The sequence below is a fragment of the Lysinibacillus sp. FSL W8-0992 genome (genome assembly GCF_038008685.1).
Classification (GTDB): Bacteria; Bacillota; Bacilli; order Bacillales_A; family Planococcaceae; genus Lysinibacillus.
Window position 1 is genome coordinate 4,580,104 of sequence record NZ_JBBOZQ010000001.1, and the last position, 17,465, is coordinate 4,597,568.

Below are 17,465 nucleotides of genomic sequence, written 5' to 3' on the forward strand. Positions count from 1 at the left end.
AGTTTTATTTCATTCGTTGGCATTAAATTCTATTTATTTAATGTTTTTTGGAATATTTTTTTAAAAACCACCAAATGACAACAAATAAAAACAGGAATCGATGGAAGGTTATAGTGATTCCTGTTTCTTATTAGTAAATATTGAATATAAAAAAGCATTCAAGCTATATAGCCTAGCCGAATGCTCTATAATTTTACATTTGTTGCTCGTCAGTAGTTGTATAACGAATTAAAACTGCTCCTGTTTTCGACTCGCCTTCGATAAATAAGCGATTCGCATTTTCCACTTCTTTATCAAAACGAACTACTTTAGTTAAGAATTGATCCTGTGTTTCAATTTTCGACGTATCTTGAATACCTACATCCACTTTGCCGAAGTTTGTGACAATTTTTCCGCTTAAAGACATTGTTCGAGGTACATATATTTCTACAGCTCCAGCAACTGTATGTGCTTTAATTTTTGATGAATTACTAGAGCATGTTGTCACAACAACATGTCCATTTATAGATTTTGCTTCTACTTCATCTAAAGCCCCATCTAAATAAACACGACCATTCAATGTTTCTGCTTCTAGATCTTTACCACGTACATCAGTTAGTTCGATCGAGCCATTCGATGAATCCACTTCTGCCTTCGTAAATACTAGCTTAGAGCCCTTAATCGCACCATTAAGTGTTTTAAGTTTTAATTGATCTAGCTCGATATCTTGCAAGGCAACACTACCGTTCATTAAACGGACTGACAATTTATCTAACTTTTCCTTTGGCACAAGTAATTGTACATTCACCTGCACAAGCTTAAGCTGACTTAAAATTCTAAGTGAGCCTTCCTCGTTCTTCACAACAAATTGTTCCAAGAAATGATTACGTGTTTCTTCCTCGTTATCATTAAGTAGCGGTGCCTTTACTTTACAAATGACTTGGAAGTTATCACCTTCACACGTTTCTAATGAAAAATTGCCGTTCGGTAATTCAACAATGACATTTTCTACATTCTCTGCCGCTAGTTCTTCTGTATGTGTAAACTCAAATTTATCTCCAAATGGCGAAGAAACATCGAATTCTTTTACTTTTTTAACTGCCGTATTCATCATATCCATAAAGATTGAACCGATTTGCGATAAATCTTTACGAAAATCATGCATTTCCTCTTGGAAATTTTTAGTGAAGTCTGCATCTTTTTTCTTTTGTTCTTCTTTAAACTCTGGATCTTTAAAGATAGATTCCTTCTCTGTTGAGGATTGCTGACCCATATTCGACACATCGTTACTACTTTGAGTGGACTTGCTAGGTTGCTCTAATGCTTCTAATAATGTAATCGCCTCTTGCGCTGAAATTGTACCTTTTTCCACAAGTTCTAAAATTCGTTGACGTTCATTTTGCATAATCATATAGCCTCCCACAGATTGTTATATCTATTTATACGTATCCCTATGTGAAAAGTTTCACTGAAAAAATGAAAAAGTATTTACTATCACAGATGATGAATTACTGCATTGTCGCTATTAGGTGCATTTTTGATATGAGAAAATAAAAAATCTGCAAGATTTCCTGAGGGAGAAAAAGCCTTATGCATGATGCCACAAAAGCTAACGAGCATGCGGGGTCTTAAGTCTTACCCTCGGAAAAAAGCAGATTTTTACAATAAAATACTTTGTAATAAATTATTTAGATGCTTCTACCAAAGCAGCTTCCATACGCATTCTATCACGTGTTAATATCGGTTTTAAATATTTACCTGTATAAGAGCCCGTTACTTCCACTACTTCTTCTGGCGTACCTGTAGCAACAATTGTACCACCTTTGTCGCCACCCTCTGGCCCCAAGTCAATAATGTAATCCGCTGTTTTAATAACATCCAAATTATGCTCAATGACAAGTACTGAGTCACCATTTTCAACAAGGCGTTGCAACACAATGAGTAAGCGTGCAATATCATCTGCATGTAAGCCAGTTGTCGGCTCATCTAAAATGTAAAATGACTTACCTGTTGAGCGGCGATGTAATTCAGAAGCCAATTTAACACGCTGTGCCTCACCACCTGATAGGGTAGTCGCAGGTTGTCCTAATTTCATATAACCTAACCCTACATCAACAATCGTTTGTAATTTACGTTGAATTTTAGGAATGTTTTCAAAGAACACCACAGCATTTTCAATTGTCATATCTAAAATATCCGCAATACTTTTATCTTTATATTTCACTTCAAGTGTTTCGCGATTATAACGTTTACCATGACAAACTTCACACGGCACATAAACATCTGGCAGGAAATGCATTTCAATTTTAATAATACCGTCGCCACGACAAGCTTCACAACGACCACCTTTAACATTAAAGCTAAACCGCCCTTTTTTATAGCCGCGTACTTTTGCCTCATTTGTTGTTGCAAAAACATCGCGAATATCATCAAATACTCCTGTATATGTTGCCGGATTTGAGCGTGGCGTTCTGCCGATTGGTGATTGATCAATATCAATAACTTTTTCTAACTCATCCAATCCTGTTACTTCTTTATGTGCACCTGGCTTCACCTTTGAACGGTTGAGCTTTTGCGCTAAAGATTTATATAAAATCTCATTGATGAGAGTTGATTTACCAGAGCCAGAAACACCTGTCACCGCTACAAATAGACCTAATGGTACGTCTACTTTGACGTTTTGTAGGTTATTTTCTTTTGCACCTAAAATAGATAGTTTACGACCATCTGGTTTACGACGCTCAATTGGTAGCGGTATGAATTTCTTGCCGCTTAAATATTGTCCTGTTAATGACTTAGGATTATCCATTACTTCCTGTGGTGTACCTGCTGCAACAATTTGTCCACCATGTACTCCAGCACCTGGTCCAACATCAATAAGATAATCCGCTGCTAGCATTGTATCTTCATCATGCTCTACTACAATTAACGTATTTCCGATATCACGCATATTTTGTAGCGTACTAATGAGACGGTCATTATCTCGCTGATGTAGGCCGATAGATGGCTCATCCAAAATATAGAGCACTCCTGTTAAACGAGAGCCAATTTGTGTTGCCAGACGGATACGCTGAGCCTCCCCGCCTGAAAGTGTTCCCGCAGCACGATTTAATGTTAAATAATCTAATCCTACATTGACTAAGAAGCCGAGACGTTCTTCTATTTCACGCAATACGAGTTTTGCGATTTGCATATCCTTTTCAGATAAATCGAGCTCTTTGAAAAACGTATCTGCATCCTGAATCGAATACTCTGTTACTTGTCCAATATGCTGATCTGCAACTTTCACAGCTAATGTTTCGGGCTTTAGTCGGTAGCCTTTACAAGATGGGCAAGCTTGCTGAGCCATATATTTCTCCATTTGTTCTCGTACATAATCGGAAGTTGTTTCCTTAAAACGACGCTCTACATTACGAACGACACCTTCGAATTCAATCATCTGATCTCGCACATTGCCAAATTCATTTTCATAATGGAAGTGAATTTTATCTTTACCTGAGCCAAATAAAACCTTATCCATCTTTTCTTTAGGTAAATCTTTGACAGGTAAATCCATTGGAATATCGTAATGGTCGCATACAGCCTTTAATAGCTGTGGATAATATTGAGAGCTAGTAGGCTCCCATGGTGCAATAGCGTGCTCTAATAATGAACGATCCCAATCTGGCACGATAAGCTCAAGATCAACCTCTTGTGTCGTTCCTAAACCGTCACAGCTTGTGCACGCCCCAAATGGACTGTTAAAAGAAAACATCCTAGGCTCTAACTCTCCAATTGAAAATCCACATAATGGGCAGGCATGATGTTCGCTAAATAATAATTCTTCATGTTCCATTACATCGACAAGCACACGTCCCTCTGCTAATCGAAGGGCTGTTTCTAACGAATCACTAAGACGAGCTGCAATTCCTTCTTTTACAACTACACGATCGACAACAACTTCTATCGAATGTTTTTTATTTTTATCTAGATCAATAGCATCGTCTAAATCGCGTAATTCTCCATCAATTCGTACACGGACAAAGCCTTGCTTTTTCAAATCCTCAAGTAATTTTACATGTGTCCCTTTACGCCCTGAAATCATTGGTGCAAGTAATTGCATTTTCGTACGCTCTGGATAGACGAGCAGACGATCGACCATTTGCTCAATCGTTTGAGACGTAATCTCAATACCGTGATTTGGACAAATGGGCTTGCCGATACGGGCAAATAGTAAACGCAAATAATCATAGATTTCCGTAACTGTTCCGACTGTTGAGCGTGGATTTCGGCTCGTCGTTTTTTGGTCGATTGAAATAGCAGGCGATAGCCCCTCTATTGCATCTACATCCGGTTTATCCATTTGGCCAAGAAATTGGCGCGCATATGCCGATAATGATTCGACATAGCGACGTTGTCCTTCAGCGTAAATCGTATCAAACGCTAATGACGATTTCCCAGATCCAGATAAACCTGTTAACACGACTAATTGATCACGTGGAATTGTGACATTTATATTTTTTAAATTATGTGCTCGTGCGCCTTGCACGACAATTTCTGTATTTTTCACAAGCCAATCACCCTTCTGCTTTCAATTCAAATATTGTATCGCGAAGCTCAGCTGCACGTTCGAAGTCAAGTGCTTTTGCCGCTTCCTTCATCTCAACTTCAAGAGTAGCAAGTAATTTCTCTCTTTCTGCTTTCGTCAATTTTTTGCCTTTCGTTGCCTTTGTTACATAAGACTCCTCTTCCTCTGCCACCTGTGTCGCACGAATAACATCCGGAATCTTTTTGACAATCGTTTTCGGTGTAATACCATGTTCCTCGTTGTAAGCCATTTGAATTGTACGGCGGCGTTTTGTTTCCTCAATTGCCTTTTTCATAGAATCTGTCATATTATCCGCGTACATAATGACATGCCCATTTGCATTACGTGCCGCACGGCCAATTGTTTGAATAAGAGAACGCTCCGAACGTAAAAAGCCTTCCTTATCTGCATCTAAAATCGCTACTAGTGATACTTCAGGAATATCCAAGCCTTCACGCAATAAGTTAATGCCGATAAGTACATCATATGTACCTTTACGAAGTTCGCGAATAATCTCAATACGTTCTAATGTCTTAATCTCTGAATGTAAGTATTCCACTTTTAAGCCCATTTCCTTCAAATATGCAGATAAATCTTCTGACATTTTTTTCGTCAATGTTGTTACGAGTACACGCTCATTTCGCGCAATACGATCATGAATTTCATCAATTAAATTATCAATTTGCCCTTCAATTGGACGAACTTCAATTAACGGATCTAGTAATCCTGTTGGACGTATAATTTGTTCTACCATTTCTGGAGTATGTTCAATTTCATATGGACCAGGCGTTGCTGATACATAAATTGCTTGATGAATATGTCGTTCAAATTCCTCAAAACGCAATGGACGATTGTCTAGTGCAGAAGGTAAACGGAAACCATGCTCTACTAGTACCCCTTTGCGCGCTTGGTCCCCATTATACATACCTCTTACTTGTGGTAATGTCACATGGCTTTCGTCGACGACGAGTAGAAAGTCCTCTGGGAAGTAATCAAGTAACGTATATGGTGTTGCCCCAGCTTCACGTAATGTTAAATGGCGTGAATAGTTTTCAATACCTGAGCAAAAGCCCATTTCACGCATCATTTCCAAATCATAGCGTGTACGCTGCTCTAAGCGCTGTGCCTCCAATAGCTTATCTTCTGCTCTCAATAGCTCAAGGCGTTGTTCTAATTCTTGTTCAATATTGTCAATTGCTTTAAGCATTTTTTCTTCACGTGTAACGAAGTGGGATGCTGGGAAAATTGCTACATGGTCTCGATCTGCCAATATTTCTCCAGTTAAAGCATCTACCTCTCGAATTCGGTCAATCTCATCTCCGAAAAATTCAATACGGACGCAATGTTCATCACGAGATGCTGGGAAAATTTCCACAACGTCTCCTCGCACACGGAACGTCCCACGTGTAAAACTAATATCATTGCGTTCATATTGCACGTCGACTAATTTTCGAAGTAATTGATTGCGCTCAATTTCCATCCCTGTGCGAATTGATACAACTAATTCTCGATATTCTTCCGGAGAACCTAAACCGTATATACAGGATACGGACGCAATAATAATGACATCATCACGTTCGAAAAGTGAAGAAGTGGCTGAGTGACGGAGTTTATCAATCTCATCATTAATGCTTGAATCTTTTTCGATATACGTATCTGTTTGCGGAACATACGCTTCCGGTTGAAAGTAGTCATAATAACTTACAAAGTATTCAACCGCATTATTTGGGAAGAACTCTTTGAACTCACTATATAATTGACCCGCAAGTGTTTTATTGTGGGCCATAATCAGTGTTGGTTTTTTTACTTGCTGAATGACATTGGAAATCGTAAAAGTTTTGCCCGTCCCTGTTGCACCAAGTAATGTTTGATGTCGTTTCCCTTCACGTACACCCTCCACTAATTCTGCAATCGCCTGTGGCTGATCACCATTAGGCTGATAAGGCGCCTGTAAATCAAATGTTTGCACGCATGTCCCCGTCCTTTCCTTCCAATTTGTACATTTATTTTAGCATAGCAGTATTAAAATATCGAACATTTAACGAACGAATGTTTGTTATTTTTCTTCATTTTCAATTTCGGTACGTGTATGTTGATGTAGCATTTGAAGTTTCTCTTAGATGTAACACTCTTTCAGAAACAACAAACTTCTATCCTTTATACCTATGATTAGATATATACCCTTTCTTTAATCATAGAATTCTAGAAAAATAAAAGATTTTACAATTTTTCATTAAACATAATAGTGCTGATAACATCTATTTGTAGATAAACAAAAAAATCCGCTCTCCTGTAATTGGAGAGCGGTCTTATCATATTATTCACTTGCTACTTTGTGTAAAGCCTCTAGTTCAGTTGCGTATAAGTGAAAAGCTTTTTTATCTCGTTCATCGAGTGTTCTATCTATCAGAACCATTAGCTTTTCTTCACGATGCATACGCTGGATATGATTTAAAAATAAATCTAAATAAATCTCGTTCAATAATTTCTCTGCCTCATCAACTTTTTTTGACTGACCTACGGCTTTTAGAAAATCTGTGTACGAATAATATTTATCCAACGATCTCACCTCGATCCTTTTCTAAATTATAAGAAAATTTAGATTAAAATGCAACGCTAAACAAATAAAAATCATCTATTATTTATTAGAATTATAGCGGAATTTCGAGCAAATTCCTTAGGGAAAAGCATCAATTATCTATATAATTTCGGTTTATATCTATATTTTCAGAATGCATTTTTGTCATTTACACTACAAATAATCACTATTAAAAGGAGGCTTTTACATATGTCATCAAATTATGTGAATGGTTATTTAATGTCTTTTAATACTTATTTATTGGAACCGATTCAGCATGAATCTAAAATTTTTACTCGAGTTATTGACAAGCATAATGAGCTTATTGTGACACGCAAACCTTTGCATGTTTTACGCAAATCTTGCATCTCATTAGGCACGACTTATGAAGCTGCAAAACATTCTGCAAAACGTTTTTTTGGTAATCAACATAAGCTCCCTATAGTCGTCGCATATGATTATGGCTTTCCTTGCATTTTTTTACCGACCTATTCGCCAAACTCTATACACAATATTTGGATTGGGCTCCATGCAATTTCCAATATTTCGCCGAGTAGTGAAGGATGTATTATCACATTGAAAAATGATATGGAAATTGAGCTGCCGATTAAATATGCTTCGATTAGTAAACAATTTGTTAATGCTTCTATGCTTTATAAACATTATATGGGTGAGCGTAAACAACTTAGCCACGATGCTCCGTACCATCCACCATTTTAATGAGAAGGTTTACTATTACTATTACTATTACTATTAAGGTGAGTAGGGTGAGTCCTTACATCGTTATTGCATTGGATATTCTAAAGCGTAAAAACCCACTTCGCTTTCCGCGGGCACACACGTAAGCCGCAACCGTCGCTGTCGCGCCGTTTGTTACGTCTTACGCTCTGTGCGTTCCCGCAGGAGTCTACGTGGGTTTTTACTTGGAAATTCATATATAAATGTTCTACTAGCAGTGCCTAGTAGGATATTGCATAGCTGGAGTTCCTGTGCCTTTCTATGCATTGTACTTCTAAAGCGTAAAAACCCACTTCGCTTTCCGCGGGCATACACGTAAGCCGTAACCGTCGCTGTCGCGCCGTTTGTTACGTCTTACGCTCTGTGCGTTCCCGCAGGAGTCTACGTGGGTTTTTACTTAGGAAATATATATTAATGTTCTACTAGCAGTGCCTAGTAGGATATTGCATAGCTGGAGTTCCTGTGCCATTCTATGCATTGTAATTCTAAAGCGTAAATTCCCCTTCGCTTTCCGCGGGCATACACGTAAGCCGTAACCGTCGCTGTCGCGCCGTTTGTTACGTCTTACGCTCTGTGCGTTCCCGCAGGAGTCTACGTGGGTTTTACTTGGAAATTCATATATAAATGTTCTACTAGCAGTGCCTAGGAGGATATTGCATAGCTGGAGTTCCTGTGCCTTTCTATGCATTGTAATTCTAAAGTGTAAAAACCCACTTCGCTTTTCGCGGGCACACACGTAAGCCGTAACCCTCGCTAACGCGCGGTTTGTTGCGTCTTACGTTCTGTGCATTCCCGCAGAAGTCTACGTAGGTTTTTACTTGGTTAACCTACTAGCAGTGTTATGAAAATTCAGAATTGTTTGAGTGACTGGCACTTAAAATGAGAAAACCTCAGAAGCGTAACGCCTCTGAGGTCTTCATTGATTATCCAATTTTAGAACGTAAATATGCATTGATAAATGGATCTAAATCTCCGTCCATTACTGCGCCTACATTCCCTGTTTCTTCACTTGTACGGTGATCCTTAACCATAGAGTATGGATGGAATACGTATGAGCGTATTTGAGAGCCCCAGCCAATTTCCTTTTGCTCACCGCGAATTTCATCAAGTTGTGCTTGCTGCTTATCAATTTCTAATTGATATAATTTCCCTTTTAACATCGTCATTGCTTTTTCACGGTTTTTAATTTGTGAACGCTCTGCCTGACATTGAACGACAGTACCAGTTGGAATATGCGTAATACGAACAGCTGAATCCGTTGTATTAATATGCTGACCACCAGCGCCTGTTGCACGGTACGTATCAATTTTTAAATCCTCTGTGCGAATGTCTACTTCAATATTGTCATCAAATTCAGGCATGACATCACATGAAACGAATGATGTATGACGACGACCAGAAGAGTCGAACGGTGAAATACGTACTAAACGGTGTACACCCTTTTCAGCCTGTAAATAACCGTAAGCATTATGTCCTTTAATAGATAAAGTTACGGATTTAATACCCGCTTCATCACCTGGAAGATAATCGACTGTTTCTACTTTAAATCCACGTTTTTCAGCCCAACGTGTATACATACGAAGTAACATAGAACCCCAGTCTTGAGACTCTGTACCACCAGCACCAGGATGAAGCTCTAAAATGGCATTGTTCTGATCATATGGACCACTTAATAGTAATTGCAATTCAAAATCGCCCATTTTTTGTTGGAACTCTGCTAGCTCGTTGCCTAGCTCCTCCTGTAATTCTTCATCAGGCTCTTCACGTAATAACTCTAATGTCATATCTAAGTTTTCATGTGTATCTACTAGCTCTTTATATTCATTAACAATTGCCTTCAAGCCATTACCTTCATTAATGACTACCTGTGCTCCTTGCTGATCGTCCCAGAAGCCTGGTTCTAGCATCATTTCATCTAATTCTTGAATACGTGCCTCTTTGTTTTCTAAGTCAAAGAGACCTCCTGAAGTCCGCCAATTTTTTGGCTGTAGTATCTAACGCGTTACGCACATCTGCTAATTCAATCATTGCTAAATCCTCCGAACATATTTAATGGATATTACATGTAAAATCCGTATTATTCTATTATAGCGTTTTTAAAGCGGAAAACATACTTTTTTCAATATGCCCTGTCCATGAGACATAAAAAATAGTAGTCCCAAGCGCTTAGCTTATACTACTATCTTTTATGATCAAAAATATATTATTCACTAATTAAGCTTTCCGAGTAAACTTTTACGAGCTTCGGCGTGAATTTTTTGATCACAATGCTCGCATGTCAATCGTCTATTCCGATTCACTTTATAAAGCTGATATTTCCTAGTTCCTTCTAAAAGCTTAAATTGTCTTTTACAGCAAATACAAATCGTTTCATAATAAATCATCAAAGACTACACCCCTCTGTATTTATTAATTGTATTTTAAAGAAAATAAAATTCTTAAAAGCACTCAATGGATATTCCGTTACATCTGTACAGAAATAACTTTCACTAGCATTCATCCTTTTTCGTTTCATCCTCTACCTTAGAACGAATCGCCATTCGTTGAAATACTTTGACTCGATCAAACTGCACTAGTAAATGTTTTGTACGTTTTTCAAGCTTGTATTTTAATAAAAAAGCCCTCTGAATACGATATTCAAAAGCTTTCGGACTAACATCCACAATAATTTCTTGACCGTTCATAAACACAACCTTCGTTTGCTTTTTACTAACAGCAATATAGTCGTCTATATGATGGACAGCAAACCAAATACATTCTGGATGTAACGGTGACTTACTTGGAAACCACAAAATATTAAACCGTTCATGGACAACTATGGGATTTTTATTGAGCTTACCTAAAATCATCTTTGATCCATCAAAGGCTCCTCGTAAGCTCGAACCAAAATAGCGGAGATTAAAATCCATTAGTCTCGTAGGAGATAATTTTGAAATATATTGATAGTCCCTTTCAATTACTCTTGTACATAAATTTCCAAAGGCATCATACTCAGGCATATACAACATTGTTTCACTACTCATAATGTCTTCACAATTATAATGCAATGATTACTCCTCCTTTAAATCATATTTATCATGTGAATTAAAAAGGAATGTACATGTTTATGGGTATACTTATGTACTTCCTCGAGCACGTCTGCTAAAACTACATTACTCGAGAATTTAGTCCGACTAACGCATAAATTCACCTCCCCTTTTGTCAAAGAAAGTAAATTCATATGAAAGTGTCTTACTATTTATTTAAATAATCTGCTATACTCATTACTTTCATTGAACTAAATACCTATTGTTACAATTATTGTATACTTTCAATTATCTATTGTCTATTAATTCAGATTTTAGAGCCCGTTTCTTTCTAAGCAAAAAAAGACCAACTCAACTTCTCGTTGAATTGATCTTTTCCCTATTTTATTGACCTGCACCGTGACAGTTTTTAAATTTCTTTCCACTACCGCATGGACATAAATCATTACGTCCAATATTTTCAGCTTTACGAACAGGTTGTTTTTTCGGTGCAGGAGAACCATCTTCTTTCGGATTCACAGCCTGACCTTTTGCAACCTCTTCACGTTCTAAGTTACTGCGAATTTCTGCTTTCATCGCATATTTCGCTACATCCTCACGAATTGAAGCGACCATATCCTCAAACATCGCAAAACCTTCTTGTTGATATTCACGTAGAGGATCATTTTGACCATACGCACGTAAATGGATCCCTTGTCGTAATTGATCCATTGCGTCAATATGATCAATCCACTTCGTATCAATTGAACGTAATAAAATAACCTTCTCAAACTCACGCATACGCTCTGGTGTAAGCTCTTCTTCTTTTTCATCATAGCGTTGGTGTACAGCGTCGGAAATAGTCGCATTAATTTCTTCGGCAGATTTACCTTGGAAGTCCGCCACTTTTAATGTGCCCTCTTCTAATAGGTTAGCTGCGACAAAGTCCTCAATCGCTTTTAAGTTCCAATCTTTCGGCTGGTCATCTTGTGTGTATAGTCCGACAATATTATCGATTGTTTCCTGAATCATCGACTCTACAAGCTCACGCATATTTTCCGTTTCTAAAACGTCATAACGCTCTTTGTAAATAATCTCACGTTGCTGACGTAAAACATCATCATATTGTAATAAACGTTTACGTGCATCGAAGTTATTCCCTTCAACACGTTTTTGCGCTGATTCTACCGCTCTTGATACAACTTTCGATTGTAATGGTTGAGAGTCATCCATTCCAAGACGCATCATCATAGACTTCATATTGTCAGAGCCAAATCGACGCATTAATTCATCTTCAAGTGACAGGTAGAATTGCGTAACCCCTGGATTCCCTTGACGTCCTGAACGACCACGTAGCTGATTATCGATACGACGTGATTCATGACGCTCCGTACCAATTACCGCTAAACCACCAATTTCTAATACACCTTCACCAGGTTTAATATCGGTACCACGACCAGCCATATTTGTTGCAATCGTAACGGCACCTTTTGAACCTGCATTCGCGATAATTTCTGCTTCACGCTCATGGTTTTTCGCATTCAGTACATTATGAGGAATTTTATGTTTATCAAGTAATTGTGAAATAATTTCAGATGTTTCAATTGCAACTGTACCAACAAGTACTGGTTGACCAGCCTTATGACGCTCAGCAATATCAGCCGCTACTGCTTTATATTTTCCTTCCATAGAAGCAAAAATTAAATCTGGGCGGTCATCACGTGCAATTGGCTTATTCGTTGGAATCGCAATAACACTCATGTTGTAAATATTACGGAACTCTTCTTCTTCTGTTTTCGCTGTACCTGTCATACCCGCAAGCTTTTGGTACATACGGAAATAGTTTTGGAACGTAATTGTTGCCATCGTCATTGATTCGTTTTGAATCTCAACGCCCTCTTTAGCTTCAATTGCTTGATGGAGACCATCAGAATAACGGCGTCCCTTCATTAAACGACCAGTAAAGCCGTCAACGATAACAATTTCGCCTTCTTGGACAACATAATCAACATCATTATGCATACTCACATGTGCCTTTAACGACTGGTTAATGGCATGATTTAAACGTACATGTGTTAAATCAAACAAATTGTCGATACCGAAAGCTTTTTCGGCCTTTTCTACACCTGCATCCGTTAATGTAACGCCTTTTGTTGATTCTTCATATGTGTAATCTGTATCAGCACTTAACATGCGTACAAAAGCATTAGACTGCTTGTACAACTGCGCAGATTTCCCAGCTTGACCCGAAATAATTAATGGTGTACGTGCCTCATCAATTAAAATCGAGTCAACCTCATCGATTACAGCGTAGTGAAGCGGACGTTGAACACGCTCTTCTTTATAAAGCACCATATTGTCACGTAAATAGTCAAACCCTAATTCATTGTTTGTACTATACGTAATATCCGCATCATATGCCGCGCGCTTTTCTTCTTTTGATAAGCTGTTTAAGTTTAAACCAACTGAAAGGCCTAAGAAATTATACAGCTCTCCCATCTCAGCAGCGTCACGACTTGCCAAATATTCATTGACCGTTACAACGTGTACGCCTTTACCAGTAATAGCATTTAAATAAACTGCCATCGTAGCTGTTAACGTTTTACCTTCACCGGTTTTCATCTCTGAAATATTACCTTCATCAAGTGAAGCCGCACCCATAATTTGCACGCGGAAAGGATACATTCCTAATACACGTTTCGATGCCTCACGACTAACTGCAAAAGCTTCAGCACGAATAGAATCTAATTTTTCGCCATCTGCATAACGTTTTTTAAATTCCTCTGTCTTCGCTTGTAGTTGCTCATCTGAAAGCTGTTCCATTTGAGAAGCTAATCCCTCAACTTGGTCAGCGATTTTTTCTAATTTTTTTAACTCACGTTTATTGAAATCAAATAATTTATTTAATAGGTTTGCCATGAATATTTTTCACTTCCTATACGAGTCTCAAATTCCATTTTACCATTGTGTAACAGTTTCATGCAAACAGTGTCCTATAGTAAGGAACGAAACATCGCAAAATAAGTTCATTTTGCGACCATTTTCTCCCTTTTATGCGTAAGACAAGGATATTACGAAAGAATAAGGAAAATAATTTAGTTGTTTCTATTAATGAACATTTTCCAATGATAAACTCTAAAGATTAATTATGTTCCAGACCCCGAAGCAAAAATCAGCATGTCCCCATCCATGTCAAGATTAAAGAGAATTACGTGACAGTTAAACAGGATAAATATTGGTGCTACAGATTTTTAATACTCTTGATGAATTCTATAACTTTTATCAATCTATCTCACGGAGGTTCAAAACGATTACCTAATCCATTCAAAATTATCCTCATTAGGAACCCTTACGCTATTAATAACATGGAATACTAGCAATCCTGCTGTTTAAGAAATTAAAAAAAGCCGAGGATTAAATCCTCGGCTTACTATTAGTGCCTAGCGACGTCCTACTCTCACAGGGGGAAGCCCCCAACTACCATCGGCGCTAAAGAGCTTAACTTCCGTGTTCGGTATGGGAACGGGTGTGACCTCTTTGCCATCATCACTAGACCTTATATTTTGTTGAAAGATTTTGTTCTTTCAAAACTGGATAAACGGTTCATTGAATGTTTCAAACTTTTTTGGTTAAGTCCTCGATCGATTAGTATTCGTCAGCTCCATGTGTCACCACACTTCCACCTCGAACCTATCTACCTCATCGTCTTTGAGGGATCTTACTTACTTGCGTAATGGGAAATCTCATCTTGAGGGGGGCTTCATGCTTAGATGCTTTCAGCACTTATCCCGTCCACACATAGCTACCCAGCGATGCCTTTGGCAAGACAACTGGTACACCAGCGGTGTGTCCATCCCGGTCCTCTCGTACTAAGGACAGCTCCTCTCAAATTTCCTACGCCCACGACGGATAGGGACCGAACTGTCTCACGACGTTCTGAACCCAGCTCGCGTACCGCTTTAATGGGCGAACAGCCCAACCCTTGGGACCGACTACAGCCCCAGGATGCGATGAGCCGACATCGAGGTGCCAAACCTCCCCGTCGATGTGGACTCTTGGGGGAGATAAGCCTGTTATCCCCGGGGTAGCTTTTATCCGTTGAGCGATGGCCCTTCCATGCGGAACCACCGGATCACTAAGCCCGTCTTTCGACCCTGCTCGACTTGTAGGTCTCGCAGTCAAGCTCCCTTGTGCCTTTACACTCTACGAATGATTTCCAACCATTCTGAGGGAACCTTTGGGCGCCTCCGTTACCTTTTAGGAGGCGACCGCCCCAGTCAAACTGTCCGCCTGACACTGTCTCCTGCCCCGCTAAGGGGCATGGGTTAGAATTTCAATACAACCAGGGTAGTATCCCACCGACGCCTCCTTCGAAGCTGGCGCTCCGAGATCTCTGGCTCCTACCTATCCTGTACAAGTTGTACCAAAATTCAATATCAGGCTACAGTAAAGCTCCACGGGGTCTTTCCGTCCTGTCGCGGGTAACCTGCATCTTCACAGGTACTATAATTTCACCGAGTCTCTCGTTGAGACAGTGCCCAGATCGTTACGCCTTTCGTGCGGGTCGGAACTTACCCGACAAGGAATTTCGCTACCTTAGGACCGTTATAGTTACGGCCGCCGTTTACTGGGGCTTCAATTCGCAGCTTCGCTTGCGCTAACCACTCCTCTTAACCTTCCAGCACCGGGCAGGCGTCAGCCCCTATACGTCACCTTACGGTTTTGCAGAGACCTGTGTTTTTGCTAAACAGTCGCCTGGGCCTATTCACTGCGGCTCTCGTGCGCTTGCACGCTCAAGAGCACCCCTTCTCCCGAAGTTACGGGGTCATTTTGCCGAGTTCCTTAACGAGAGTTCTCTCGCACACCTTAGGATTCTCTCCTCGACTACCTGTGTCGGTTTGCGGTACGGGCACCTCTCACCTCGATAGAGGCTTTTCTTGGCAGTGTGAAATCAGGAACTTCGTCCATACGGACTCGCCATCACAGCTCAACGTTACAGTGTGCGGATTTGCCTACACACACGCCTTACTGCTTGGACGCGCACAACCAACGGCGCGCTTACCCTATCCTACTGCGTCCCCCCATTTCTCAAACGGTGAGGAGGTGGTACAGGAATATCAACCTGTTGTCCATCGCCTACGCCTATCGGCCTCGGCTTAGGTCCCGACTAACCCTGAGCGGACGAGCCTTCCTCAGGAAACCTTAGTCATACGGTGGACGGGATTCTCACCCGTCTTTCGCTACTCATACCGGCATTCTCACTTCTAAGCGCTCCACCAGTCCTTCCGGTCTGACTTCAACGCACTTAGAACGCTCTCCTACCACTGACATCGTAGATGTCAATCCACAGCTTCGGTGAATCGTTTAGCCCCGATACATTTTCGGCGCAGCGTCACTCGACCAGTGAGCTATTACGCACTCTTTAAATGATGGCTGCTTCTAAGCCAACATCCTGGTTGTCTGTGCAACGCCACATCCTTTTCCACTTAACGATTACTTTGGGACCTTAGCTGGTGGTCTGGGCTGTTTCCCTTTTGACTACGGATCTTATCACTCGCAGTCTGACTCCCGTGTATAAATATCTGGCATTCGGAGTTTGTCTGAATTCGGTAAACCGGGATGGCCCCCTAGTCCAAACAGTGCTCTACCTCCAGTATTCTCATCACGAGGCTAGCCCTAAAGCTATTTCGGAGAGAACCAGCTATCTCCAAGTTCGATTGGAATTTCTCCGCTACCCACACCTCATCCCCGCACTTTTCAACGTGCGTGGGTTCGGGCCTCCAGTAAGTGTTACCTCACCTTCACCCTGGACATGGGTAGATCACCTGGTTTCGGGTCTACGACCACGTACTAATTCGCCCTATTCAGACTCGCTTTCGCTGCGGCTCCGCCTTATAAAGCTTAACCTCGCACGTAATCGTAACTCGCCGGTTCATTCTACAAAAGGCACGCTATCACCCATTAACGGGCTCTAACTACTTGTAGGCACACGGTTTCAGGATCTCTTTCACTCCCCTTCCGGGGTGCTTTTCACCTTTCCCTCACGGTACTGGTTCACTATCGGTCACTAGGTAGTATTTAGCCTTGGGAGATGGTCCTCCCGGATTCCGACGGAATTTCACGTGTTCCGCCGTACTCAGGATCCACTCTGGAGGGAATAAACTTTCGACTACAGGGCTTTTACCTGCTCTGGCGGACCTTTCCAAGTCGCTTCATCTAACTCATTCCTTTGTAACTCCGTATAGAGTGTCCTACAACCCCAAGAGGCAAGCCTCTTGGTTTGGGCTCTTCCCGTTTCGCTCGCCGCTACTCAGGGAATCGATTTTTCTTTCTCTTCCTCCAGGTACTTAGATGTTTCAGTTCCCTGGGTCTGCCTTCAAGACGCTATGTATTCACGTCAAGATACTACGCGATTAAACGTAGTGGGTTCCCCCATTCGGAAATCTCCGGATCAAAGCTCACTTACAGCTCCCCGAAGCATATCGGTGTTAGTGCCGTCCTTCTTCGGCTCCTAGTGCCAAGGCATTCGCCGTGCGCCCTTAATAACTTAACCTAGTTATTAAGCCTAAAAAACTTAATTTAAAAATAAATGTGTTTG

Annotated in this window: 8 protein-coding genes and 2 rRNA genes; 1 reads left to right on the forward strand and 9 read right to left on the reverse strand. The window is 40.3% G+C overall.

What is annotated here, in order from left to right:
* Window positions 1–193: 193 nt before the first annotated feature.
* The 4 genes from NSQ74_RS22770 to NSQ74_RS22785 all read right to left on the reverse strand — a co-directional run bounded on the left by NSQ74_RS22770 (window position 194) and on the right by NSQ74_RS22785 (window position 7,106).
* The gene (locus NSQ74_RS22770; protein WP_340826320.1) at window positions 194–1,384 is read right to left on the reverse strand and encodes a DUF4097 family beta strand repeat-containing protein; all 1,191 of its coding nucleotides are present in this window, start codon (window positions 1,382–1,384) and stop codon (window positions 194–196) included.
* Window positions 1,385–1,663: 279 nt separating this feature from the next.
* Complete coding sequence (gene uvrA, locus NSQ74_RS22775; RefSeq protein ID WP_340826321.1) at window positions 1,664–4,528, reverse strand: excinuclease ABC subunit UvrA; 2,865 nt, start codon at window positions 4,526–4,528, stop codon at window positions 1,664–1,666.
* 7 nt (window positions 4,529–4,535) lie between these two features.
* Window positions 4,536–6,515, reverse strand: coding sequence for an excinuclease ABC subunit UvrB (gene uvrB, locus NSQ74_RS22780; protein WP_340826322.1), 1,980 nt, complete (start codon window positions 6,513–6,515; stop codon window positions 4,536–4,538).
* A gap of 348 nt (window positions 6,516–6,863) precedes the next feature.
* Entirely contained in the window at window positions 6,864–7,106 is a 243-nt protein-coding gene (locus NSQ74_RS22785) for an IDEAL domain-containing protein (protein ID WP_340826323.1), read from the reverse strand.
* Between the two features lie 228 nt (window positions 7,107–7,334).
* Between NSQ74_RS22785 and NSQ74_RS22790 the strand changes: the two genes are divergently transcribed.
* Window positions 7,335–7,844, forward strand: coding sequence for a competence protein ComK (locus NSQ74_RS22790; protein WP_340826325.1), 510 nt, complete (start codon window positions 7,335–7,337; stop codon window positions 7,842–7,844).
* Window positions 7,845–8,785: 941 nt separating this feature from the next.
* Here the strand turns inward: NSQ74_RS22790 and prfB are convergent.
* From prfB to NSQ74_RS22815, 5 genes are all read right to left on the reverse strand, one after another.
* Window positions 8,786–9,890, reverse strand: a protein-coding gene (gene prfB / locus NSQ74_RS22795) for a peptide chain release factor 2 (protein WP_401021137.1) whose coding sequence is annotated in 2 segments (ribosomal slippage) — window positions 8,786–9,814 and window positions 9,816–9,890 — 1,104 coding nt in all. Because the reading frame shifts where the segments join, the coding sequence is not laid out codon by codon here.
* 461 nt (window positions 9,891–10,351) lie between these two features.
* Window positions 10,352–10,909, reverse strand: coding sequence for a competence protein ComK (locus NSQ74_RS22800; RefSeq protein WP_340826326.1), 558 nt, complete (start codon window positions 10,907–10,909; stop codon window positions 10,352–10,354).
* 363 nt (window positions 10,910–11,272) lie between these two features.
* The gene (gene secA / locus NSQ74_RS22805) at window positions 11,273–13,786 is read right to left on the reverse strand and encodes a preprotein translocase subunit SecA (RefSeq protein ID WP_340826327.1); all 2,514 of its coding nucleotides are present in this window, start codon (window positions 13,784–13,786) and stop codon (window positions 11,273–11,275) included.
* 519 nt (window positions 13,787–14,305) lie between these two features.
* Window positions 14,306–14,421, reverse strand: a 5S ribosomal RNA gene (gene rrf / locus NSQ74_RS22810).
* A gap of 71 nt (window positions 14,422–14,492) precedes the next feature.
* Window positions 14,493–17,420, reverse strand: a 23S ribosomal RNA gene (locus NSQ74_RS22815).
* Between the last annotated feature and the right edge of the window lie 45 nt (window positions 17,421–17,465).